Annotated in this window: 20 protein-coding genes; 8 read left to right on the forward strand and 12 right to left on the reverse strand. The window is 63.0% G+C overall.

Annotated features, from left to right (window positions below; all coding sequences use genetic code 11):
- Window positions 1-118 precede the first annotated feature (118 nt).
- Entirely contained in the window at window positions 119-706 is a 588-nt protein-coding gene (locus tag THIDRDRAFT_RS04565; protein WP_007039635.1) for a Uma2 family endonuclease, read from the forward strand.
- A gap of 64 nt (window positions 707-770) precedes the next feature.
- On the opposite strand, the gene THIDRDRAFT_RS04570 is transcribed toward THIDRDRAFT_RS04565, so the two are convergent.
- On the reverse strand, window positions 771-1,883 hold the full coding sequence (locus tag THIDRDRAFT_RS04570) for a cysteine protease StiP family protein (RefSeq protein ID WP_007039636.1): 1,113 nt from the start codon (window positions 1,881-1,883) through the stop codon (window positions 771-773).
- A gap of 410 nt (window positions 1,884-2,293) precedes the next feature.
- Here THIDRDRAFT_RS04570 and THIDRDRAFT_RS04575 point away from each other — a divergent pair, with 410 nt between their 5' ends.
- The 7 genes from THIDRDRAFT_RS04575 to THIDRDRAFT_RS04605 all read left to right on the forward strand — a co-directional run bounded on the left by THIDRDRAFT_RS04575 (window position 2,294) and on the right by THIDRDRAFT_RS04605 (window position 12,665).
- On the forward strand, window positions 2,294-4,681 hold the full coding sequence (locus THIDRDRAFT_RS04575; RefSeq protein WP_007039637.1) for a phosphoketolase family protein: 2,388 nt from the start codon (window positions 2,294-2,296) through the stop codon (window positions 4,679-4,681).
- Window positions 4,682-4,781: 100 nt separating this feature from the next.
- Window positions 4,782-7,277 (forward strand): glycogen/starch/alpha-glucan phosphorylase, encoded by a 2,496-nt coding sequence (locus tag THIDRDRAFT_RS04580; RefSeq protein WP_007039638.1) that lies wholly within the window; start codon window positions 4,782-4,784, stop codon window positions 7,275-7,277.
- A 431-nt stretch (window positions 7,278-7,708) separates the two neighbouring features.
- On the forward strand, window positions 7,709-8,143 hold the full coding sequence (locus THIDRDRAFT_RS04585; RefSeq protein WP_007039639.1) for a type II toxin-antitoxin system VapC family toxin: 435 nt from the start codon (window positions 7,709-7,711) through the stop codon (window positions 8,141-8,143).
- Between the two features lie 327 nt (window positions 8,144-8,470).
- Window positions 8,471-8,677, forward strand: a complete 207-nt coding sequence (locus THIDRDRAFT_RS04590; RefSeq protein ID WP_007039640.1) for a hypothetical protein — start codon at window positions 8,471-8,473, stop codon at window positions 8,675-8,677.
- Window positions 8,678-8,681: 4 nt separating this feature from the next.
- The gene (locus tag THIDRDRAFT_RS04595; protein ID WP_007039641.1) at window positions 8,682-11,438 is read left to right on the forward strand and encodes an ATP-binding protein; all 2,757 of its coding nucleotides are present in this window, start codon (window positions 8,682-8,684) and stop codon (window positions 11,436-11,438) included.
- Complete coding sequence (locus THIDRDRAFT_RS04600; RefSeq protein WP_007039642.1) at window positions 11,435-11,809, forward strand: response regulator transcription factor; 375 nt, start codon at window positions 11,435-11,437, stop codon at window positions 11,807-11,809. The genes THIDRDRAFT_RS04595 and THIDRDRAFT_RS04600 overlap by 4 nt, the downstream gene beginning before the upstream one ends.
- A 247-nt stretch (window positions 11,810-12,056) precedes the next feature.
- Entirely contained in the window at window positions 12,057-12,665 is a 609-nt protein-coding gene (locus THIDRDRAFT_RS04605; protein WP_007039643.1) for a hypothetical protein, read from the forward strand.
- Window positions 12,666-12,935: 270 nt separating this feature from the next.
- Here the strand turns inward: THIDRDRAFT_RS04605 and THIDRDRAFT_RS04610 are convergent, their stop codons facing one another.
- The 11 genes from THIDRDRAFT_RS04610 to THIDRDRAFT_RS04660 all read right to left on the reverse strand — a co-directional run bounded on the left by THIDRDRAFT_RS04610 (window position 12,936) and on the right by THIDRDRAFT_RS04660 (window position 24,572).
- On the reverse strand, window positions 12,936-13,793 hold the full coding sequence (locus THIDRDRAFT_RS04610; RefSeq protein WP_007039644.1) for a sulfurtransferase: 858 nt from the start codon (window positions 13,791-13,793) through the stop codon (window positions 12,936-12,938).
- An 81-nt stretch (window positions 13,794-13,874) separates the two neighbouring features.
- Window positions 13,875-14,288: a hypothetical protein gene (locus tag THIDRDRAFT_RS04615; RefSeq protein ID WP_007039645.1), complete on the reverse strand. Its 414-nt coding sequence runs from the start codon at window positions 14,286-14,288 to the stop codon at window positions 13,875-13,877.
- Between the two features lie 15 nt (window positions 14,289-14,303).
- The gene (locus THIDRDRAFT_RS04620) at window positions 14,304-15,368 is read right to left on the reverse strand and encodes an ABC transporter ATP-binding protein (protein WP_007039646.1); all 1,065 of its coding nucleotides are present in this window, start codon (window positions 15,366-15,368) and stop codon (window positions 14,304-14,306) included.
- Window positions 15,368-16,033 carry a molybdate ABC transporter permease subunit gene (locus tag THIDRDRAFT_RS04625; RefSeq protein ID WP_007039647.1) on the reverse strand — a complete coding sequence of 222 codons (666 nt, stop codon included), beginning with the start codon at window positions 16,031-16,033 and terminating at the stop codon, window positions 15,368-15,370. The genes THIDRDRAFT_RS04620 and THIDRDRAFT_RS04625 overlap by 1 nt, the downstream gene beginning before the upstream one ends.
- 170 nt (window positions 16,034-16,203) lie before the next feature.
- A complete protein-coding gene (modA, locus tag THIDRDRAFT_RS04630) occupies window positions 16,204-16,911 on the reverse strand; it encodes a molybdate ABC transporter substrate-binding protein (RefSeq protein WP_007039648.1) in 708 nt (235 codons plus the stop codon).
- A gap of 15 nt (window positions 16,912-16,926) precedes the next feature.
- Window positions 16,927-19,167 (reverse strand): TonB-dependent receptor, encoded by a 2,241-nt coding sequence (locus THIDRDRAFT_RS04635; protein WP_007039649.1) that lies wholly within the window; start codon window positions 19,165-19,167, stop codon window positions 16,927-16,929.
- 15 nt (window positions 19,168-19,182) lie between these two features.
- The gene (locus tag THIDRDRAFT_RS04640) at window positions 19,183-20,232 is read right to left on the reverse strand and encodes an ABC transporter substrate-binding protein (RefSeq protein WP_007039650.1); all 1,050 of its coding nucleotides are present in this window, start codon (window positions 20,230-20,232) and stop codon (window positions 19,183-19,185) included.
- Between the two features lie 117 nt (window positions 20,233-20,349).
- Entirely contained in the window at window positions 20,350-22,617 is a 2,268-nt protein-coding gene (locus THIDRDRAFT_RS04645; protein ID WP_007039651.1) for a TonB-dependent receptor, read from the reverse strand.
- 79 nt (window positions 22,618-22,696) lie between these two features.
- Window positions 22,697-23,539 carry an energy transducer TonB gene (locus THIDRDRAFT_RS04650; protein WP_007039652.1) on the reverse strand — a complete coding sequence of 281 codons (843 nt, stop codon included), beginning with the start codon at window positions 23,537-23,539 and terminating at the stop codon, window positions 22,697-22,699.
- The gene (locus tag THIDRDRAFT_RS04655; protein WP_007039653.1) at window positions 23,536-23,928 is read right to left on the reverse strand and encodes an ExbD/TolR family protein; all 393 of its coding nucleotides are present in this window, start codon (window positions 23,926-23,928) and stop codon (window positions 23,536-23,538) included. Before THIDRDRAFT_RS04655 ends, THIDRDRAFT_RS04650 begins: the two co-directional genes overlap by 4 nt.
- Window positions 23,928-24,572, reverse strand: a complete 645-nt coding sequence (locus tag THIDRDRAFT_RS04660; protein ID WP_007039654.1) for a MotA/TolQ/ExbB proton channel family protein — start codon at window positions 24,570-24,572, stop codon at window positions 23,928-23,930. Before THIDRDRAFT_RS04660 ends, THIDRDRAFT_RS04655 begins: the two co-directional genes overlap by 1 nt.
- Window positions 24,573-24,630: the final 58 nt, after the last annotated feature.

Here is a 24,630-nt window from a genome sequence, read left to right on the forward strand (position 1 = left end):
ATCTTTGTAGGCTTGACGACGGCATCCATGCCGTCACCCCCGCCAGCCGCCACCCGCCCCTCCTGAAGCATCGATCACGAACCGACGCGGATGCGCATCCAAACAGGAGGAGACGACCATGACGAGCACGGCGGAACAGACCACCATCACCCACGATGAGTATCTGGCTGGAGAGATCGAATCACCGGTCAAGCACGAATATCTGGCTGGGCAGGTCTTCGCCATGGCCGGCGCGAGCGAGGCCCATGTAACCATCGCCGGCAACCTCTTTGCCCTGCTTCGCTCGCATGTGCGAGGCAGCCCCTGCCGCGTCTATATGTCGGACATGAAGGTCCGCGTCGAGGCATCGGACGCCTTTTTCTATCCCGATGTCTTCGTCACCTGCAGCAAGGCGGATGCGGCCCAGACCTATTACAAGCAGGCCCCGACGCTGATCGTCGAGGTTCTGTCCAGCTCGACCGCCGCTTTTGATCGCGGCAAGAAATTCGCCCACTATCGCCGACTCGAATCGCTGCGCGAATATGTCGTCATCGACCCCGAACAGATGTCGATCGACGTCTTCCGGCGCAACGAGTCAGGTCAATGGGTCTTGCTCCCTTTCGCCGAGGGAGATCGCCTGGAGTTGGCCTCTATCGACTTCAGCACCCCCATCGATGCCGCCTACGAAGACGTCAACCTAACCGAGCTGCCTGCCAGCAATCCATAACCCCGTCATTCACCAAGCAGCCAGATCAAAGACTTCTGCCGAGCGATCTGCGAGACGTTGGGCATCAGGCATCATTCACCCCCTTGATGAGCGACACGGCCTGGTAGGGCAGCCCCGAATCGACCTGCCAACGGACATCCTTTTCGCGCGCCAGCTCCAATAGATGAGCAACCTCGGGGGCGTCTGGATCGCGGATGATGACGCGCTCGGGTACGCGACGCAGCAGCACACGCGTGGCCTCGCCGATACCGGGTTTGATGAAGTTCTCATCGCGAATCCCAAAGGACTTACGAATGGCGTCGAGCATCGCCGCCGAGCGCGAGCGCGCCGCCACCGGATCGACCGGCCGGTCGCTCGGCACATACCCCTCGGCGATCAAGGCGCGCGCCTTGGCGAGCAATTCATCGATGAACCAGGTCGAGAGATCGGCGTGGGCGAATTCGCGATAGTAGACACAGCCGTGGAAGTCGTCTGGCCCGATGCGCTCGTTGAGGATGGAGCGACTGACGAGTCCCGACATGGTGGCGTTCAGGATGCTCGATGGAATCAGATAGTCGGCGTCCGAAGGCGCGACTCCGACTCCGGCCAGATCGGTCAGGGCATAGAGATCGGGATCCAGACGCACCCCTTGGTCGCGCTCGAAATCCGCGAGCGCGTGACGCAGCTCTCGCGCGATCACGCCCTTGCCGGTCCAGCCATCGACGAACAGGATTCCTGCCGGATCGCGCCCAGCCTGGCCGAGAATAAAGCGCAGCGCATTGCGATCGATCCCACGATCGCGGATGATCGAGATCGAGTAGTGCGCGGAATCGCGTCCGAACACCTCGCGCAACAGATGCTTAAGCGCGACACCGACCGGCGTGCCCGCACGCGCCAAGGAGACCAGCGTAATATCACCGGGACGACGCGCGGCGATGATCGCCGCCAGATCGAGCGCGCCCCGAGACATCGGCTCCAGCCCCATGGCCAGCGCGCGATGGAAGACATCCAGATAGGACGCCGAGGGTAGCGATTCGCGGCTGAGCATCTCGCTGTAGTGACGCCGCCCGCTCTGAATGAGCCGTTCCTTCTCGGCCACTTCGATAGGGTCGATGTCGATCGGTTTGAGCAGAAACTGAACATCCTCGGTGCGATAGCTACCCGAAAACGGCTCGTCCCCTGATTTCTCGTTCGTCATGGATTGATTCCATCCGCTGTTTGGAACAGGCTTGCCGGGAAAGCCCATCATTCAGATGGTGACATCCATCCCTCATCAGTCGTACAAACGACGGGGTCGGATCCCAGTGGGCACTTGAACTTCGCGCTCTAGACTATCAGGCTATTGACCGTACCAGCAAAACGCACTGCCGGTCCGATGAACCAACCGTAATCTCCCCTTCATCCCGAAATCTTCCGGAGACGCTAGCCTATGCTATCTCCGGCGCGACAGAGGGATGCATACACCGTTCTCGTGCACCGGACTGCTCGAAGAATGGAATGCTCGTCGCCAGAGGCGCGAGTCTCAAGCCAAAGGCATTCATGGATCGTATCGAGTCGGTCCTTGTCTGACCCCAAGTCCGATCAACCACCAAGCCAAAGGAGCCTTTCATGACGACCTCTCCCCTATCCGAGAGCACAGCGACCCTCACGAGCGATGAGATCGAACGCATCGATGCCTATTGGCGCGCCTGCTGTTACCTGGCCGTCGGCATGATCTATCTGCGCGCCAACCCCCTGCTCAAGGAACCGCTGAAGGAGGAACACCTCAAGAAGCGGCTGCTAGGTCATTGGGGCGCGAGTCCTGGCCTCTCCTTCATGTACGTCCACCTCAACCGCATCATCAGAGAGCGCCAGCAGGAGGCCATCTTCCTCGCTGGTCCCGGACATGGCGCACCGGGCGTTCTCGCTCCCGTCTATCTGGAAGGCACCTACTCCGAGATCTATCCCAACAAGAGCGAAGACGAAGAGGGCATGAGATCCTTCTTCAAGCAGTTCTCCTTCCCCGGCGGAATTGGCTCGCACTGCACGCCCGAAACGCCCGGATCTATCCACGAGGGCGGCGAGCTGGGCTACTCCATCTCGCACGCCTTCGGCGCCGCCTTCGACAACCCAGATCTATTGGTCGCCGTCGCGGTCGGCGACGGCGAGTCCGAGACCGGACCGCTGGCCACCTCCTGGCATTCGTCCAAATTCCTCAACCCGATTCGCGACGGCGCCGTACTGCCGATCCTTCATCTCAACGGCTACAAGATCAACAACCCGACCCTGCTCTCGCGCATTCCCAAGGAGGAACTGACCGACCTCTTCCGTGGCTACGGCTGGACGCCCCATTTCGTCGAGGGCGACGACCCCATGACCATGCACGAGACCATGGCCGCCACGCTTGACGTCTGCCACGCCCAGATCCGCGCCTTCCAGCAAGAGGCACGCGAAAGCGGCAAGGCGACACGTTGCCATTGGCCCATGATCGTGCTGCGCACGCCAAAGGGCTGGACCGGACCCAAGAGCGTCGACGGACACAAGGTCGAGGGTTTCTGGCGCGCCCACCAGGTTCCGCTATCCGGCATGCGCGCCAACGAGGCCCATCTGCGTCAGCTCGAGGCCTGGATGCGCAGCTATCGCCCGGAGGAACTCTTCGACGACACAGGACGGCTCATCCCCGAGCTCAAGGCGCTGGCCCCCGAGGGCACGATGCGCATGAGCGCCAACCCGCACGCCAACGGCGGTCTGCTGCGCCGAGGGCTGCGCATGCCGGATTTCCACGACTACGCCCTGCATATCACGCACCCGGGACGCGTTCGCGCCATGAACACCAAACCGACGGGCGCGTTGCTGCGCGACGTCATGGCCAAGAACATGGACAACTTCCGCGTCTTCGGACCGGACGAGAACACCTCGAACAAGCTCGACGCCATCTACGAGGTCAGCAAAAAGCTCTGGCTCTGCGACTACCGGGAGGAGGACGCCGACGGCGGCGAGCTCTCGCCCGACGGACGGGTCATGGAAATGCTCTCGGAACACACGCTGGAGGGCTGGTACGAGGGCTATGTACTGACCGGGCGCCACGGCTTCTTCGCCACCTATGAGGCCTTCGTCCACGTCATCGACAGCATGTACAACCAGCACGCCAAATGGCTGGCGATCTGCGAAGACATCCCCTGGCGTGCCCGGATCTCCTCGCTGAACCTGCTGATCACCTCGACCGTTTGGCGTCAGGACCACAACGGTTTCACCCATCAGGACCCCGGCTTCCTCGACGTCGTGGTGAACAAGAATCCGGAGGTGACGCGCATCTATCTGCCACCGGACGTCAACACCCTGCTCTCCACCGTCAACCATTGCCTCAAGAGCCGCGACAACATCAACGTCATCGTCGCCGACAAGCAGAACCATCTCCAATACCTGGACATGGATGCCGCGATCAAACACTGCACCAAGGGCATCGGCATCTGGGATTGGGCGAGCAACGATCAGGGCAGCGAGCCCGATGCCGTGATGGTTGGCTGCGGCGACATCCCGACCAAGGAGGCCCTGGCCGCGACCGCGCTGCTGCGCGAGCATTTCGAGGACATCAAGATCCGCTTCATCAATGTCGTCGATCTCTTCACCCTGCAGCCGGCCGGCGAGCATCCGCATGGACTGAGCGACGCCGATTTCGACAGCCTCTTCACCAAGGACAAGCCGGTCATCTTCAACTTCCACGGCTATCCTTGGCTGATTCACCGTCTCGCCTATCGCCGCACCAACCACGCCCATCTGCACGTGCGCGGCTACAAGGAGAAGGGCAACATCAACACTCCGCTGGAACTGGCGATCAACAACGAAATCGACCGTTTCAGCCTGGCGATCGACGTCATCAACCGGGTGCCGCGTCTTCAGGTCGCCGGTGCACACGTAAAGGAGAAGTTGCGCGATATGCAGATAGAATGCCGCAACTACGCCCACGAGCAGGGTATCGACAAGCCCGAGGTGGACGAATGGGTCTGGCCCTTCTAACCTCCTAAAACGCATCGTCGGCCGACCGCCATCGCTTGGCGGATCGGCCGACAGCCTCCCCCGATCCTCGCAACCTCTCCCCTCTCGACAAGGTGTCACCATGAGCATGGCGCAATCCCCTGAGCCGTTGGACGTGGACCGCGAACGCACCCGTACCGGGATGTCCAAAACCGCATTGAAACAGGGCTTCCTGGACAATCTCTTCTACATTCAAGGCCGTTTCAGAGAGGTCGCGACCCCGCACGATCTCTACATGGCCGCCGCCTACACCACTCGCGACCGCATCCTCGAGCGCTGGATCAAATCGGCTCAGCGCTACAAGACCAATCAATCGCGCACCGTCTGCTATCTGTCGGCCGAATTCCTGCCGGGCCCCCACCTGGCCAACAACCTGGTCAACCTCGGCATCGTCGAGACTGCGACCGAGGCCGCACATGAACTGGGATTGGACTTCGACGCCATCATCGCGGAAGAGGCAGAACCAGGACTCGGCAATGGTGGGCTCGGTCGGCTGGCGGCCTGCTTCATGGACTCGCTCTCGACCCTGCAGATCCCGTCCATCGGTTACGGCATTCGCTACGAATTCGGGATCTTCGATCAGACGATCGAGGACGGCTGGCAGGTGGAAAAAAGCGACAACTGGCTGCGCAACGGCAATCCATGGGAGATCCCTCGACCCAAGATCCGTTTCCCCGTCCTCTACGGTGGTTATACCGAGCAGTACCGGGACCACGACGGCCGTTCCCGGACCCGCTGGGTGCCCGCGCAGATTATCGATGGGGTTGCCTACGACACGCCCATCCTTGGTTACGGCGTTGGCAACGTCAACCTGCTTCGACTTTGGAAAGCAGAGGCGTCAGAGTCGTTCGATTTCCAGGCGTTCAATGTCGGCGACTATTACGGCGCCGTCCATGCCAAAATCGAGGCCGAGACCATCTCCAAGGTGCTCTACCCCAACGACGAGCCCGAGGCCGGCAAGGAACTGCGTCTCAAACAGCAATTCTTCTTCGTGTCCTGCTCCATACAGGACATGATTCGGCTCCAGTTCAACACGGTCGGTCCACTGGACAGCTTCGCCGAGAAATTTGTCATCCAGCTCAACGACACGCACCCATCGCTCGCCATCGCCGAGCTCATGCGTCTGCTGATGGATGAACACGACATGGACTGGGACCGGGCCTGGGACATTACCCACCGCGTCTTCTGCTACACCAACCACACCTTGCTTCCCGAGGCGCTGGAAACCTGGTCGGTCAGCCTGTTCGAACGGCTGCTGCCACGCCATCTGGAGATCGTCTACGAGATTAACCGGCACTTCCTCGACGAGGTCCGAGTGCATTTCCTCGGCGACGAAGATCGGGTGCGGCGCATGTCGCTGATCGCCGAGGACGGCGAGCGGCGGGTGCGCATGGCCAATCTCGCAGTGGTCGGCAGCCGTGCGGTCAACGGTGTCGCCGCGCTACATTCGGAACTGGTCAAAACCACCCTGTTCAAGGATTTCCACGACTTCTGGCCGGACCGTTTCCACAACGTCACCAACGGAGTCACACCGCGACGATTCATGGTGGTCGCCAATCCGCGCCTGTCCCGACTCATCAGCGAAACCTGCGGCAGCGACGACTGGATCCGCGATCTCGACCGGCTGCGCGATCTCGAGGCCCATGCCATGGACAGCGGGCTCCACGAACGCTGGCACGAGGTCAAGATCGCGGCCAAACGCGATCTTGCGGCCTGGCTGAAACACCGCACCGGCGTCCTGCTCGACCCGGAGGCCATATTCGACGTCCAGGCCAAGCGCATTCACGAATACAAGCGCCAGCACCTGAACCTGCTGCACATCATCCGCTGCTATCAGCGCCTCAAGCAGAGCCCCAACCAAGACATGGTCCCACGCGCCTTCATCTTCGGCGGCAAGGCGGCACCCGGCTATTTCATGGCCAAGCTCATCATCAAACTCATCAACGCGGTAGCAGAGGTCATCAACAACGATCCGCAGATCAACGGCTTCATCCGCGTCGTCTTCATGCCGGACTTCAACGTCAAGAATGGTCAGCATCTCTATCCGGCGGCCAACCTCTCCGAACAGATCTCGCTCGCCGGCAAGGAAGCCTCAGGCACGGGCAACATGAAGTTCTCGATGAATGGCGCCCTAACCATCGGCACACTGGACGGTGCCAACGTCGAAATCCGAGAAGAGGTCGGCAAGGAAAATTTCTTCCTGTTCGGCATGTCGGCCGAAGAGGTCAGCCAACGCCAACGCGAGGGCTACCACCCCTGGGAGCATTACGCTAAAGATGCCGAACTCAAATCGGACATCGACCTCATCAACTCGGGGCTGTTCTCGCACGGCGACACACAACTGTTCCGACCGCTGACCGATCGACTCGTCAACCAGGACCCGTTCATGGTCCTCGCCGACTACCGCGCCTATATCGCCTGCCAGGACCATGTCGCCGAGGCCTATCGCGACCACCGGCACTGGACACGGATGTCGATCCTCAATGTCGCCCGGATGGGAAAATTTTCCTCGGATCGCGCCATCCGTGAGTACGCCGAACACATCTGGCGGACCGAACCGCATCCGATCGACCTCTAAGCAGGATCAAAGCGCACACAAAACGCGGAAGCCACCGCTTCCGCCTCAAATTGCCCTCGCGCCTACACCCAAATCGAGGCAGAATCTTACAAATCGTTAATCAAACCGATGAGCAGAAAATCAAGGACATGCTCAGTAGGCATCAGGACAACGCCCTTAAGAACACGGACAACCGTCCGCGCTGCACGCGCCCACTTCAGCGGGGCACCGGACGTGCAATCCGAGGCATCTCCTCTATTCGGCCATCTGGTATCGCTCCTTTTCCCGTTCAGCACCCGCCTATTTTCGGCCGAGCACGACCGTCTGACGCCAACTTCATCGCGTCCATCTCAACACGCGACTCACGCGATTTAGAGCTCAGTGGAAACTCATGAAAAGAGATCCCCCCCGGCTCGACGAACTATAAACGCATAGCTAAGGAGGCATTCCCAATGACCGCGCAAACGAAGGTACTGTTTGACCTCACCGTCCTAGTCGACGCCCTCATCGGAGAGGCAGCTAAACAACCGGCCTCGATCTCCGCTCTCCAACTCGTCACCAATGGCAAGGTCGACGGTTATCTATGCGCAACCGCGATCGATTCGCTCAACGATATCCTGAGCCGCTCGCATGGCTGGTTGAGCGCACGATCCCAGCTTATAGACTTGCGCGGCACGCTGAACATCGCACCAGTCGACGCAGCCGTCGTGGACGCGGCAATGGCCCTTGAATGGGAATATTTAGACGACGCACTCACTCATGAATGCGCCCGGGTAAACGGGCTCGACCGACTCGTCACACTGAACCCGATCGACTTCATAAATCCCTCGATTCCAGTGCTCGCGCCAGAGGAGTTCCTGAAGGAAGTGCAGACCACTCGCGTCTGACCCCCAGCAATCGCTGCTACAGAGCCACCTGTTCGCGCCAAGGAACGGTCCCTGCGCCGAGCCGCCCACTCAGGCCGGCGCCTTGACCGCCATCGCGAACCTTGCTCGATCGGCCCCGAAAACCCGTCCGACAGCGGATCGCATCGGATATCGACGAAGAGGATTCGACTGAATCCGCAGCATCAGAACTCTTGAGTCCATGGACAGGCAGCCCAATATCCAGCGATCGATATCGGTCTATCGGCGGATCCAGACGCGAAAACAGAACGCTCCATCAGCGCGCCATCCAGCACATCGAACCAACCGCACATCTCGCAGGGAGATCCCATGCCTCGCGCTAGCCTGGCTAGACAACGCCTGTTGGTGCTTTTTCTCGCGGGATTGCTGATGCTTTTCTCACCGCTGATCGGCCAGTTCGAGGCACTCGATCGACTCCTCGGAATTCCCGCTCTGCTCATCTATCTATTCCTGGCCTGGGCGGCCATCATCGGCGTAGCGGCCTGGATCCTGTCGCGCGATCGGTATCGGCACTGAGACCATGATCGACGGAGCGCTCATCGTCGGGATCTCCTGTCTCTATCTGTGCCTGCTGTTCGCCATCGCCTTCTGGGCCGACCGGCGCGCCGATCACGGGCGCTCGGTCATCGCCCACCCAACCGTCTATGGACTCTCGCTCGCGGTCTACTGCACCGCCTGGACCTTCTACGGCAGCGTCGGACGCGCCACCGAGAACGGCATCGGATTCCTGCCCATCTATCTGGGACCGACGCTGATGGCGCTGCTCTGGGGATCGGTCCTGCTCAAAATGATCCGGGTGAGCAAATCCGAGCGCATCACCTCGATCGCGGATTTCATCGCCGCGCGCTACGGTAAGAGCCAGATACTTGGAGGGCTGGTCACCCTGATCGCAGTCGTCGGGGTCGTTCCCTACATCTCGCTGCAGCTCAAGGCGATCTCCTGGAGCTTCATCATCCTCCATCATTATCCTGAGATCAGGATGCCGGAGCAGACGAGCCTGCCACTGTGGCATGACAACGCCTTCGTCGCCACCCTGCTGCTCGCCGCCTTCGCCATCCTTTTCGGTACGCGCCAGCTTGACGCAAGCGAGCGTCACGAGGGCATAGTCGCCGCCATCGCCTTCGAATCGATCGTCAAGCTGGTCGCCTTCCTCGCGGTCGGTCTGTTCGTCACACTCGGCCTGTTGGGACTCGGCCCCACGGAACTGGGCCAGCTCGCGGCGACACCGCAAACCCAGGAGGCGCTGCGACCATTGCTCGAACCCAGCGTCTCGCCCTTCGAGGACTGGTTCGCCATCAGTCTGCTGGCCGGACTCGCGGTCATCCTGCTTCCGCGCCAGTTCCAGATGGGCATCGTGGAGATCAGCGACGAGAGCCATCTGAAACGCGCCATCTGGGCCTTCCCACTCTATCTGCTTCTGATCAACCTCTTCGTCGTCCCGATCGCCATCACCGGACTGATTCTGTTTCCAAACGGAGAGGTCGACGCCGACACCTTCATGCTCACCCTGCCGATCGCCTTCGACCAGCCTTGGCTCGCGCTGCTGGTCTTCATCGGTGGGCTGTCGGCCGCAACCGGCATGGTGATCGTCGAGAGCATCGCCCTCTCCACCATGGTCAGCAACGATCTGGTACTCCCGGCGCTCATGCGCCTCTGGCGCCGCCACCCGCCCCCGGCCAATCTGGGACGACTGCTGCTCAACGTGCGCCGGGGCGCCATCCTGGTGATCCTGCTGATGGGGTATCTCTATTACCACTTCGCTGGCGAGGCCTATGCGCTGGTCAGCATCGGGCTCATCAGCTTCGTCGCCGTCGCCCAGTTCGCCCCTGCGGTGATCGGCGGACTCTATTGGCGCGGCGGCACGCGCGAGGGTGCGCTGGCCGGACTCTCGGCTGGATTCCTCGTCTGGATCTACTGTCTGCTGCTGCCTTCATTCGCCCGCTCGGGCTGGCTGCCGCCCGCCTTCATGGAGTCCGGCCCTGGTGGTCTCGACTTTCTGGCCCCGCAGGCATTGTTCCGGCTGGATGGATGGAACCCGGTCACACACGGATTCTTCTGGAGCCTGACCCTCAACATCGGTGTCTTTCTGCTGGTCTCATCGCGACGCAAACCCAATGCCATAGAGACACGCCAGGCGCGTCTCTTCGTGGATGCGCTACACCAGAGCCATCCGACCAGCCCCCGGCTCTGGCGCGGCAGCGCGGAGCTGCGCGAGCTGACCGCCTTGGTCGAGCGCTTCCTGGGGGTCCGACGCACCCACGAGGCGTTCGAATATCTCGCCAAAGGCCGGGGATACGATTCGACCAGCGCACTGCCGGCCGACGCCGAGACCGTCAACTTCGCCGAGATCCTGCTCTCGGGCGCCATCGGCAGCGCCTCGGCACGGGTCATGGTCGCCTCGGTCACACAGGAGGAGACGCTCGGACTCGAAGAGGTGCTCGACATCCTCGATGAGGCATCCCAGATCCGCGCCTACAGCTATGAGCTGGAACAGAAGTCGCGCGCCTTGGAGGAGGCCACCGAGGAGTTGCGCGCCGCGAACCAGCGCCTGCAGGAACTCGACCGTCTGAAGGACGACTTCATCTCCTCGGTCACGCACGAGCTGCGCACGCCGCTCGCCTCCATTCGCGCCTTTTCGGAAATCCTTTTCGACGATCCGACGATTGAGCTCGACCAGCGCCGACACTTCCTCGGCATCCTGGTCAGCGAGACCGAGCGTCTGTCGCGATTGGTCAATCAGGTCCTCGATCTGGCCAAGATCGAGTCCGGTCGAGCCGAATGGCGCAACGAGACGATCGATCTGCGTGGGGTCATCGAGCAATCCGTCGCCGCAACCAGGCAACTGATCGCCGACCGGGGCAGCCAGTTGGATCTAGACCTTCAGACCCGGCCCGCGCTCGTGTGGGGCGACCGAGACCGTCTGATCCAGGTCATGGTGAATCTGCTCTCCAATGCCGCCAAGTTCGCGGCGGACGAGGGAGGCCGGATCCATATCCATCTCTCGACGCATGACGATCGTTGGCGCGTCTGCGTGAACGACAACGGACCCGGTATCGCAGAGGAGGATCTGGAGCAGGTCTTCGAGAAATTCCACCAGACCCAGATCGGCGGATCCAAACCCGCCGGAACCGGGCTCGGACTGCCGATCAGCCGTCAGATCATCGATCATCTGGGCGGTCGGCTCTGGGCGCTAAATCAGCCCGAAAAAGGTGCTACCCTCTGCTTCGAGCTCCCCGCACATCCCGAGGGGAGAACTGGGATGAAGGGATCCACATGAGCAAACGCATCCTGATCGTCGACGATGAGCCCAATATCGTCATCTCACTCGAATTCCTGATGATGCGCGAAGGCCACGAGGTCCGTGTCGCGCGCGATGGCGAGGCCGGCCTGAACGCCGTGCGCACCCACCGCCCCGACCTTGTGGTGCTCGACGTCATGATGCCCAAGCTCGACGGCTTCGCGGTCCTGGAGACCGTTCGATCCGAACCAGAGTTGGCCCATACCCGCATCCTGATGCTGACCGCCAAGGGCGGCGAGGCCGACCGACAAAAGGGACTGAGCCTGGGCGCCGACGCCTACATGACCAAACCCTTCTCGACCCGCGAACTGGTCGAACAGGTCAAAGAGCTGCTCGCCCTCACCGACTGAGATCCACCCACGACGCGCCTCTTCGACGCCATCAAGCCGCGTGTCCTCACTGACCGGCGCTCGCTCGACGCGAGCACGCTCCGTCGCCATCAGACCACCGCAACCCAAACCGCGCGTCCCAAGGATTCAGGCACAATAGCGACCAGAGATCGCACCAGTATCGATCCACTCTCGCTGGCTACACCGGATACACAAAGGCCGGAGCCCCGCATCACCACAGATCCACGACTTCAAGAGAGACGATTTCATGATGAAACAAACCGCAACCCTACTGGCGTTCACGGCCGCGCTCACCCTGTCCACCACCGCATCGGCAGACGAGGTCACCGACCAGATCGATGCCGCGCGCACATCCTATGAGGCCGGCGAGCTGCGCTCTGCGGTGGAAACGCTGAACTTCGCGGTGAGCAAGATCCAGGAGCAGATGACGGCGAGCCTGCTCAAGCTGCTGCCCGAACCGCTCGACGGTTGGAAGGCGGACGCACCTGAGGCCCAATCCGGCGGCATGGCGGCCATGATTACCGGCACCACGCTGAGCCGGCGCTACTTCCGCGACGATCAGAGCGAGGTCTCGCTCAATCTCATGGCCGACTCGCCCATGATGCCCATGCTCACCATGGCCCTGTCGATGCCGCTCATGATGCAGAGCAATCAGGACATGAAAACCTACTCGCTGAAAGGTTTTCGCGGCATGATCGAGCACGCCGCCGACAGCGAGGACTACGAGATCACCCTGATGGTCGGCAACCGGCTCGTCATCCAGGGCCAGGGCTCGCATCTGAAGGACTCCAAACCCATCGAAGACTACCTGAACGCGCTCGATCTGGATGCCATCCAACAGGCGCTCTCCAACTGAGCCCAGCCTGACCGGTCACGCGCGGGATCCACAACGCGCACCCGCGCGTGACCGCCAAAAAACGGGCGTCAATCTCGATGGCCTGTACCAACAGACTCCATGGAGCGGAACGGACACCCGACCGGCATGGACGACTTCTGACCAGCCCACGATTTCTCCATTCCCGCCCGTACCTTAGGTCGATATCTCACAACTTACCCACAGGGTCGCTCACAGCGATTGGGGATATTCGAGTCACCGGAGCAAAGACCCAAGCCCCCGTCAAAATCGCTACAATCCGGTCGCAACGGGACGCTCGGGCGAGCGGATCCATTCGCTCCAGGACCCGACATAAAGCCGCGACCCGGCGAGCCCGGCAACCTCCATGGCCAACAGATTGTGACAGGCCGTGACCCCCGACCCACAGCTATGAACGACGCGATTCGGCGGCACATCGCCGATCGCCGAGAGGAAACGCTGGCGTAGCTCCTCGGGCGGCAGGAAGCGTCCATCCGAACCCAGGTTGCCGGTGAGCGGCAGGTTGATCGCATCGGGGATATGGCCGCCGACCGAGTCCGTGGTCTCGACCTCACCGCTGAAACGCTCGGGTGCCCGCGCGTCGATAATCCGTACCGTCTCCGCCGCCAGGGCTGCAACCAAGGCGTCGCTGGTGATCCAGGCGTTATCTTCGGGTGCCGCCGAAAAGACGCCAGCATCGGCAGTGGGTGTCTCTGTGCTCAGATCGCCACCCGCCTCGGTCCAGGCGGTCAGTCCGCCGTCGAGCATGGCCACCTGCGAATGACCCAGCCAGCCCAACAGCCACCACAGACGCCCAGCAAAGGTGCCGCCCAGATCGTCGTAGACCACAACGCGCGTGTCACTGGTCACGCCGCACTGGCCGAGCCAATCGGCCAGGCGTGCCGGATCCGGCAGCGGATGCCGTCCGGTCTCGGGACCGATCGGCGAGGAAAGATGGGTGTCGAGATTGGCGTAATAGGCACCGGGAATGTGCCCTTCCCGATAGACCCGTGAACCAAGCTCCGGCTCGGCCAAGGAAAAGCGACAGTCGAATACGCGAAGATTGGGATCCTGGATCTGGTCGATCAGGGTCCGGGCGTCGATCAAAGGGTAAAAAGGGGTCGGATTCATATGAAATCTGGTCACTCGATGTCGGTCAGACCCATAACGGGCGTTCAAATCGAGCTATTAGATCGAAACCATTCCCCATGATCAACGCGGCATCCTCTCCTCGACCCGAAGGTCGTTTTCGGATTCGCCCTCGGCGCCGAGCGATTCGATGCGGCGATTCACCAGCCAGCATCCGTCGGTCAGTCGCCAGGCGAAGACCGACTCGGCATAGACAAGCGTCTCGTAGAAGTCCTCGTCGTCGTCCGAGCGCACGTCGATCAATCGATAATCGTGGGCGCTATAACAGATCGCGCCGTCCTGGTCGTAGCCGAAGACGCGACGTGCGGGGATCTCGAATTCCCGAAAGACGCGAAAGGACAGAGGCACGACGACCCGGTCGCGCCATTCCCGGGGTAACGCGTTCTGCCAGCTTGGGGCGCAATTGTCCGACTTGTCCCGGCGGTGACGACGGGGATGCTTGCCATAGGCGCACTCGGATGTGAAGACGTCGTTCATGGCGATGACCTCGGTTCAGGTGAATGCGGACGCAGGAATTGCCGCGCCAAGGGCCGGGGCGGGCAGCGGCACAATGCAGTCGTCTGGAACCCGCAGACGCGTCTGGACCCCCAGCGCAGGGGGATGTTGATCCGACGGAAGATGGATACGCAGCGCCGTGCGGTCGGGCAGACGACAGAGCAGGACCCGATACCCCCCCATGTCGGTGACGCGAGCGATCTCCACGGACAGGCCGGTACCATCGGTCAGACTGGGTCCATGGGGTCGGATGGCAATGTGCTCGGGGAACCCGGACGAGCACGATCCGTTCAATCGCAGCCGCCCCCAATCGCCTCGCGCCCAACCGCCCTCGCAGCCAGACACAGGGAGCCTGTTGTCCCAACCCAAAACCTGGGCCACCTCGACATCGAGAGGATGAGAGAAGACCTCGGAGGTCGGACCGAACTGGCGCAATTCGCCCGCGATCAACACCCCGACCCGATCGGCGAGATGGCGAACGTCGTCGAGATCGTGCGTCACCAGGACGGTCGGTAACGCGCGCTCGGCGACCACCTCCTGGAACAGCAGGCGCAGCGACTGACGCAGCCCCAGATCGACGGCCGAGAAGGGCTCGTCGAGCAGCAGCACCTCCGGACGCGAGGCCAGCGCGCGCGCCAGGGCGACCCGCTGTTTCTGACCGCCCGAGAGCGCATGAGGCCGGCGCTCGGCGAAGGTTTGCAACTGCAATCGATCGAGCCAGACACGCACCTCCCCTTCCCCATCGCCGTGCGGCTGTCCATAGGCGACGTTGCGCGCCACGCTCAGATGCGGGAAGAGCGCATAGTCCTGGAACATGAGACCCGCGCGGCGGTGCCTCGGGGGAAGATCGATCCGCTGTCCCTGATCGAACCAGACCCGTTCGCCGTGTCGAATGCAGCCGGACATCGGCCGCTCCAGTCCGGCGAGCAGGCGCAGCAGAGTCGTCTTGCCGCAGCCCGAAGGACCGACCAGGGCCGTGATCCCGGTCTCCGGAACACGGATCCGGGCGGCGAGCCGGAAGGCGGCGCGTCTGAACTCGAGATCGGCGTCCAGACAGGGCATCACAGCCTCCCCAACCGCCGCAGCAGCAGAAAGAGCCCCAGCGACAGCGCCCCGAGCAAAATCGACAGCCGGGTGGCGCACGCGAAATTGCCGTCGAGAACCTGGTTGTAGATGGCCAGCGACAGGGTCTCGGTCGAACCCAGAATGTTGCCTCCAAGCATCAGGGTCATTCCCACCTCGCCGAAAGAGCGCCCGACCCCCAGGGTCAGACCGGCGGCGATGTGCCGCCGGACGACCGGAATCACCACCAGAAAGAGCGTCTCCAGCCGGCCCTTGCCGAGCGTGTAGGAGACCTCGATCAGCTCGCGCGCGCTGCCCTCGATCGCCGACTGGATAGGCTTGACGACCAGCGGCAGCCCGGCGATGAAAGCAGCCATCACCAGTGCCGGAAAGGAGAACACCAGATCCCAGTCCAGGTACTGGTGCAATGGGTCGCCGATAACCCCGTGACGCCCGAACAGCATCAGCAGAAAGAAGCCGATGGCGATGGGCGGAAACACCAGCGGCAGCGAAACCAGGGCATCCAGCAGATTACGGAACGGAATCGGCTGACTGAGCGCATAGCCGAGCGCAATGCCCGCCACCAGGAAGAGCACCAGCACCACGCCGGCGACCTCCAGACTCAGCAGCAGCGCGGCGGGCGAGCAGTCGAGCCAGGGCGTCATGACGGGATGCTCGGGAAATCGAACCGCAAAGGCGCAAAGAGCACAAAGGGTTTGACTGAATAACACGGCAGTCCACCAATCGGCCTGCCAGCCACCAACATGTCCTGGTCGAGAGTCATTCGAAACCCTTTGCGTCCTTCGCGCCTTTGCGGTTCAAATTTTATTTTTTGTCAAAGCCCGTACTTGGTCAGGATGCCCTTAGCCTGGTCCGAGCCGAGGAAGGCCGCGAACGCCTTAGCCGATTCAGACACGGGCCGGTCCTTGGGGAAGGCCAGCACAATCCGGGGCGGATCGTAGAGATCGACCGGAACCGCCTCGAACCCGGCGATCCTGTCTTTGATCCCGATCGCATCCGTCATGTTGATGAAACCGGCGTCGATCGTCCCCGCGATCAAGTAGGCCGAGACCTGAGGCACGGTCGCCAGAATCATGAGCTTGTCCTTCACCTCCGGCATCAGTTCGCTGCGTTCCAGGAACTGGATGGCGGCCTTGCCGTAGACAGCCTTCTTGGGATCCGGCAACGCGATGCGTTCGACGGCCGGGTCGGTCAGCTGACGATAATCGCTCAGCGCCTTGTTGCTGTAGGCCAGCACGAGACGCCCGGCGCCCAGTGGGACATAGCGCTCGAACAGCCCGGTTTTTTCCAGGAATCCCCGCTCGCCGACCACCAGATCGATCCGACCGCTATCGCGGGTCTGAGCCATCACCTGCTGCATGTTGCCGAAGGCTGCCTCGACCTTGGTCCCGGTCGAGCGGTCGAAGGCGGCGTAGATCTCGACCAGCGGCTTTTTGTATCCCGCCCCGGCGGCGATCAGCAGCGGATCCGCCGAAACCGACAGCGATAGGAACAAAAGGGCGATGAAGGTAGTGAGTCGCATGATGAATCCTCGTGGTTAGAAGTTGGCGGACAACGACAAAGCCAAGGTGCGTGGTGCACCCGGATAGTAGTCGATGCTCTCGGGTCGGGCGTCGTCCTGACCCACGTCGATGGTCGAGATGTAATCGGCGTCGAAGAGATTGACCACCGACATCCCGATCTCCAGCGATTGCATGCCGGCGACCTTGCCGAGCCGATAGACCGCGTTGAGATCGACCGTGGCATAGTCGTCGACCGATTCCTGGTTGAGCGCATCGCCGTAGCGGCGTCCGACATAGCGGGCGATGGGGGTCAGATTCCAGTTCCCGTAGCGAAACTCGGCGCCCAGCTTGGCGAGCCATTCGGGTGCGTCCGGCACCTGGTTGCCCGAGGTCTCCAGCACCGCCGCGCTGCCGGCGCGAATGTCGTCGTCGAGACGGTTGCGGTTCCAGGACAGACTGCCGATCAGCGTCCAGTGACGGTCGAGGCCCCAGCTCGCCTCCAGCTCGGCGCCATAGGCCTTCGCGTCCACGCCGCTCTGCAGATAGGAGACGCCGACTGCGGGATCGTAGGCGGTGACCTGCTTGTCGCTGAGGTCGCTGTAGTAGAGCGTCGGGGTCAGGACCAGGCTGCCGTGACGCCATTCGAGACCCAGCTCGATGGTGTCGGACGTCTCCAGGGCCAGATCGTCCCACAGCTGCTGCAGCGGAATGCCCGCCTTCTGGAATGCCTTGCGGTTCTTCATGTAGACGCTGTAGAGCGGACCCATCCAGGGATTGCCGACGCTGCGTCCATAGGCGCCCTTGAGGTCCAGCGCCGGGGTCAGCTCGAAACGGGAGCTGAGGGTGGGCAGCCATTCGTCCAGGGTCACCGCATCGGTGCTGAGTGCGGCCACGACCGCCGGGTTCATGGACAGCGCACTGTCGTGACTCATGTTCGGCAGACCCGAGCCGTCGTAGCTGGTGATGCCCGGGATGCGGAAACTCAGATAGCGCAGCCCGATGCCATAGCGCCAGCGTCCACGCTCGCCGGACAGCTGGAGATAGGGGCTCTCGTAGGCACGATCGCCCATGTCGGCGAGGATGCCCCACTTGGAGAAGACCAGCCCCCCTTGCTTGTCGATCGCATAGACCTTCTGGCTCATGGGTGGAGGCATGGAGGAAAGACGCTGGGTCCAGTAGCCCAGGGTCAGCGTCTGGTCGGCGAGCTCGGCGACCAGCTCGGCGGTGGCGCCGTACTGCTCCTGGTCGATGTCGATCACCATGACCTTGTCGGTCTTGCCGACCCGGCGCTCGCCCTCGTTCGACAGCCAGTAGGGACTGAATCGGATCTGGATGTCGTCGGTCAGCGCCCAGCTGAAGCGCGCGAGCAGGTTGGTCTCATCGAAATGCTGGCTGTTGTAGGCGTAATAGTCGGCATCGGTCGTCGCCACCCCGGTCAGATCGGCGTTGTAGTCCAGATCCGCGTAGCGATCCAGGTCCCGGCTCTGGGCGTAGGTCAGGGGACGGTATTCATCGCGATGGAAGCGGTTGTGGGCGGCATAGATCTCCAGGGATCCGCGCTCGCCGAAGGTCTGAGCGAAACCGGCGTTGAAGGTGTCGCGGGACTGGCCGCCCTCCCCGCGCCATTTGTCGCTCTCGGAGGTGGAGCCCGAGACGAAGAGGCTGGAGCCGCCGTTGAAGGTGCCCGTGTCGATGCGGCCGAAGAGCTTGTGGAAGCCGTCGCCGCCGACCGAGGTGCGCAGACGTGCGCCCGCCTCCTCGGTCGGCCCCTTGATCGCCAGATCCAGACTGCCCGCCAGGTTGCCCATGCCGAGCCCCACGTCCGCCGGCTGGGCGCCGCGCCAGAGGGTGACGGACTCCAGGTTCTCCATGTCGAACAGATTGCCCACGCCGCCGCGCCCGGCGCTGACCGAGGATGGGGTGCCGTTCACCGTGACGGCCAGGTTGCTGTAGGTCGAGGCGGCGATACCCCGCACGCGCATGGCGTTCTGGTCGACGCTCAGACCATAGGCGTCCACTCCGGTAAGGTTGACCGAGGGCATGAGATCGAGCGCTCGGTAGGGATTGGCCTGGGCCGGACCGCCGAAGACGGCCAGGCCATCGGCGTCGACGCGCGAGGCCGAGTAGTCCTGTCCCTCCAGCGGCGCCACCGAGGGGATCGGCGAGGCCGTGACCTCGATCGGGGTCAGCTCGGTGTCCGGAGCGGCGGACGCCGCCTGGGAGAGCGCCAGCAGCGACCACAGCAGCATGAGCGATGGGGTATCGTGCCGAATCATGTCATGACGTCCCCGTCAGCCCTTGCCCAGGATCGCCTGGACGTCCACGACCTCGGGCTCCACACCGAGATAGAGGGCATAGAACGCCTTGATCTCCTTCTCCGCATCCCAGTCGAAACGCTCTGGATACAGGACGTTGGCGAACCATTCCATCGCCACCGCGCGCATGAAGGACGGCGGACGCCCCATCCAGTTGAAGGGCTTGGAAGGCACCAGATAGACCTGGCCCTCGCGCACCGCGCGCAGACCGCTCCAGGCCGGATCCGACTCGATGTGCGCGAACGCCTTGGGACGGTCGACCAGGATAACGTCCGGATCCAGCTTCTCGACCTGTTCCAGCGACACCGGGTCGCGGCCGCACATGGCCTTGGTCTCGCAGCGCATCACGTTGTAGCCGCCAGCAAGCTCGATGACCTCGGCATGGAAGGAGTCGTAGCACTCGGTGAGCAGCCCGTCGTTGCCCTCGGCGAAATAGACCCGCTTGCGCTCGACCTCGGGGATGGGAGCGACGGCCTCGCCCACGCGCCGCATGCGGGCGCGGATATCCTCCGCCAGTAGCGCCGCCCGCTCCTCCTCGCCGATCGCCTTGCCGACCAGCTCGAACGCGGCCGGATAGTCGGCGAGATGTTCGAGATGGACGAAGAGCCCGGGCGTATTCAGGTTCTCGAAGGTCTGCTCGACCTGCTCGGCGTCGATGAAGGGGATGTCCCAGGCGATGCTGAGCTGGGGATCGGTCTTGGCCAGGAGCTCGGGATTGGGCGGCTGGCCCTCTCCGGTATAGCGCCCGACGATCGGCAGATCCTTGACCAGTGGGGACACGTAGGGCGCGTCCTCCGGTTGGAAGGGAAAATTGAGCGTGACCAGCTTGCCGGGATCGATGGCATAGACCAGGGGCACCACGGGCGGGGCGGCGGCGAAGACGCGCTCGACCGCGTCGGGCACCTGGACCTTGCGGCCGGTCATGTCGGTCAGCTCGGCCGCCTGAACGGCGAACATGGGCAGGGCCAGGGCCGCCGCGATCAGGCTCGGCCGAAACGGAAAGGAGTTATCTTTAGTGTCAGACATAGTGAACGATTCCACGAAACGATAAAACGATCGCATTGGCACTGGACGCCTACCCCCGATGCAGGATCGGAATCCTTTGCGCCCTTCGCGCCTTTGCGGTTGAAAAAATTTTCGAACTCAGAAATCTACGGCCACCTTGGCGAGCACCGTGAAGGGGGCGCCTGGGTAGTAGTTGAAGCCCCCGGTGTCCTGGACGTAGCTGGTGTTGACGTAGCCGATGTAGTCGGTGTCGAAGAGGTTGATGAAGCTCAGGGTGAAGCGGTAGTCCCCCGGGCCGAGCCGTTCCTCGAAGCTCAGGTCCAGATCGACGGTGACATAGTCGTCGACCTCCTCGGTACGGGCCGAGTCGGCGTAGTAGTCGCCGGAGTAATGCACCACGGGCGAGACGCCGAAACGCCCGAGCCGCCAGTGCCCGCCGAGACTGGCATGCCACTGGGGGGCACCCGGGATCTGTTTGCCTTCGACCTCGAGCTTGGCCCCGCCGGTGGTGACCAGATCCTTGTCGAAGACGGAGCGGTCGTAGGACAGGGTTCCGAACAGGTCGAGGTTTCGGGCGGCCTGCCAGGTACCGAGGATCTGCGCGCCATAGGCGTGGCTCTCGGCGATGTTCTGGGTGTAGGCGATCCCGACCGCCGGATCCCAGAAGGCGACTCCCTGATTCTCGTAGGAGGCGTAATAGAGGGTCGGTTCGAGCGAGCCCCAGGGGAAACGCAGACTCATTCCCAGGTCGATGGCGTCCGAGATCTCTGGCTCAATGGTGTCCCAGATATCGGCGGCACTGACGCCAGCGGCGGCGAACTTGGCATAGTTCATCTGGAATACCGGCCAGGCGCCGTAGACGGGGGCGCCATAGTTGCGCCCGATGCTCAGATTGATATCGGTCGCGGGGTCGAGCGCATAGGTCAGCCCCAGATAGGGCAGCAGCTCGCGGAAGGTCGTGCCGCCCGTGCTGCGATTGCGGTTGATTCGAGTGGCGCGCTTCAGCGCCCGATCGTAGGAGAGATCGCCGATCCCGGTGGTATCGTAGACGTCGAATCCGGACATGTGCTCGACCAGATAGCGTGCGCCGGCCTGGACCCGCAGATCGCCAAAGTCATGGGTTCCCATGGCATACAGGCTCTGGAAGCTGTGACGCTCGGTCGGCTCGGCGAGCAGGGCCCATTTGGCGAAGGAAAGTCCGCCCGAGGCGGTCGGGGCGTGGAGCTTCCAGGCCGTGGGCGGACCGGGCGGCTCCATGGTGTTGAGCCAGTAGCCGACCTTGAGATCCGTGTCCTGGATACGGGTCTCCAGCTCGGCGCTGAGGCCGTACCAATCGTGGTCGATCAGCCACTCGCGGACCTTGCCGTTGGACATCCCGTTGTAGAAGACGCCCTCCTCGTAGGCATAGAAGGGCTTGATGGTGAGCAGGGTCTCGCCCCGCAACGGCAGGGTGAATTCGCCGAATAGGGTCCAGTCGGTGAAGTCCTGGGTGTTGTACTTGTAATAATTGACCGCCTCGGCTGGATTGGCGCTCGGCTGACTCTTGTAGCCATAGTTGCGATAGCGCGAGAGATCCTGGGACTGGGCGTAGCTCAGCGACCGATAGCTGTCGAGGCTCATGTCGTTGTAGGCGAAATAGAGCTTGGCCTCGGCGCCGTTGTCGAAGCGCTGGACCAAACCGCCCTCGAAATTCTCGCGCCCCTCGGGCGAGTCGCCGGGACCGCGCCATTGATCGCCCGAGGTATAGGAGGCGGAGCCGAAGAGGCTCATGCCGTTCTCGAGCAGTCCAGAGTCCAGACGCACGAAGCTGCGTGTGAAGTCGTAGGCCCCCAGGCTCTGGGAGAGATGGACGCCGGCCTCGGGCTCCGGCCAGCGCAGCCGGTTGTCGAGCACGCCCATGGTGGTGAAGAAGGCGAGACGGTCGGGCGGGATCGGCCCCTGGCTCAGGGAGACCGACGCGATGTTCTCCATGTCGAACAGCCAGAGATAGCCGGGGCCCGGGTTGATGCCGGTCAGCGGCAGGCCATCGACGCTGCCCATGGCGCCGTGGCTGGCAATCTTGCCGCGTACCCGAAGACCCTTGTTGCTGAACAGGTTCGAGAATCCATAGGGGTCCATATCGCCGACGCTCACCGAGGGCAGCTCGGCCAGGGCACGATAGGGATTCACCTGACTCGGGGCGGCGAGACGCTCCAACGTCTCCCCAGAGATCCGATAGCTCGTGGAGGTCGTCTCCTCTTCCCGGCCGATCGCGGCCTGGCCGGACAGATCCTGCTGGCCATAGACGGTAACGGGCGCCAGCTGGATCTCCGCAGCCGGGGACGGTGCCGACATGGCCAGGGCGCATCCCGTCGCGACCAGCGTACGGGGCACATCGAGGTGAAGGGTCGAAAGGGGTGATTTCATACAGCGAATTCCCTCTGAAACGATGTCTTTCGTGGATCGATGGGGCATGGATCAGTCATTCGGCGGCGCCCTGCCCGGCCTATTGATTCAGCTTGAAGCGGATGGGGATGCGGACCCAGGCCGAGATCGGCCGCCCGTTCTGCTGCGCGGGCTTGAAGCGCCAGCGGCGCACCGCACGGAGCGCAGCCCGGTCGAGGCTGGAGACGCCCGAGGACGTAGCGATCCGCACCTCGCCCGGCCGCCCCTTGGCGTTGACCAGCACCCGCAGATGGACCGTGCCCTCCTGGCGCTGGCGGCGCGCCGAGCCCGGATAGCCGGGCGCGGGGTTGTTCAGATAGGCCGCCGGCGAACTGGCGCCTCCGGTAGCCCCACCCTTTCCCGAGCGAGATCCGCCGGCATGCGCGGCCTTGCCGGACACCTGACTGCTCGCACCCGATGTGGCCTGCGTCCGGGAAGACGCCGAACGCGCCTGGGGCTTGGGAACCGGTTTCGGCTTGGCCTGCGGTTTCGGCTTGGGCTTGGGTTTTGGCTTCTTCTTGGGCTTGGGCGTCGGCTTCGGTTTGGGCGGCGCGACCGCAACCTGCTCCGGGGCGGGTTCCGGGACCGAAAGCGGCGGCGGCACTGGATCGGGCGCCTCCTCAACGGGAGGCTCGGGCGGCTCCGGTTCGGGTTCGGGAACCGACGGCGGTTCGGGCGCCACGGACGGGGAAGGCGCCTCTTCCTCCGCGCCGGCCGCAGCGGAATCGGCCAACGCGGAGGCGGACACCAAACTCACTTCGATCGCATCCATCCCGGGCGGCATGACGGGGTGCGACGGCCAGTTCGACAGACCAACCACGACCGCCGCCTCGGTCCCGAGCGCGATCAGCGTGGCCAACCACAGGGGCAGCGTCGGAAGCGGGGGCGCCTCGCTCCGGATCACGCCCCGGGCTCCCGCGTGGCGATGCCGATCCGGGTGACACCGGCGAGCCGACAGACGTCCATGACGGCGACCAGATCGCCGATAGCGGCGGCCTCGGCACCGGCGATGACGACGCGGGTCTCGGTGCCGCGCTCGCGCAACACGGCCGTCAGCTCGTCGAGCGTCATGTCTTGCCGGTCAACGCTGATCATGCCCGCGGCGTCCAGACTGACCACGACCTGCGGCGACTCAAGCCGCTCGGCGCTGGCGCTCGACGGCAAACGGCTGCCGATCCCGGTGGCGGGGATCATGTTGAGCGTGACCATGATGAAAAACACCAAGAGGAAGAACATGATGTCGATCATGGGCACGATCTCGATCCGTGCCTTGCGCCGCTCCAGATAGCGCATCAGAGGGCTCCGGACGCAGACGCTCGCGGACCGCTTTCGGAGAAGCGGTTGACCAGCATCACCTTGAGCGTTTCGAGCTGATGCACGGCGAGCCGAACGCGCTCGTTGAGCCCGTTGAAGAAGACCAGACCGACGACGGCGATCAGCAGCCCGGCGGCGGTCGCCACCAGCGCCTCGGCGACGCCGCCGGTCACGGCATTGGGCGCGGCACCGGGCTCCGAGAGCACCTGAAACGCATGGAACATGCCGACAATGGTCCCGATCAACCCGAGCAAAGGCGCCAGAGTGACCGTGGTATCCAGCACCCAGAGACGTCGATCGAGCAGCGGCACCTGGCGCAGGATCACCTCCTCCAGCCGATTGCCCAGCAGTTCCTGGCTGCTCGGCGGCAAGGCCAGAGTCGTCTCCAACAGCGCTCCATGCAGAGGACGCGCCTGGGTCTCTCGGATCCATTCGAGTCCGGAACGATCCTGCGCCGACAGATCGCTCAAGGCCCGAGTCAGGGTCTCGCCGTGACGAGTCAGGTTGCGCAGCGCCCAGGTGCGCTCGGCGATCACCGCAAGCGCAGCGGTCAAGAGACCCACCATCAGATAGAGCACACCGCCCGAATGGTCGGCCAGTTGCATCAGATATGAGAGATTCATCGGGGATCTCCGTTCGTGAACGTTATATCTAATTTCACATAACGCATGACGCGCTCAG

Origin of the sequence: Thiorhodococcus drewsii AZ1 (genome assembly GCF_000224065.1) — a bacterium.
Lineage (GTDB): Bacteria > Pseudomonadota > Gammaproteobacteria > Chromatiales > Chromatiaceae > Imhoffiella > Imhoffiella drewsii.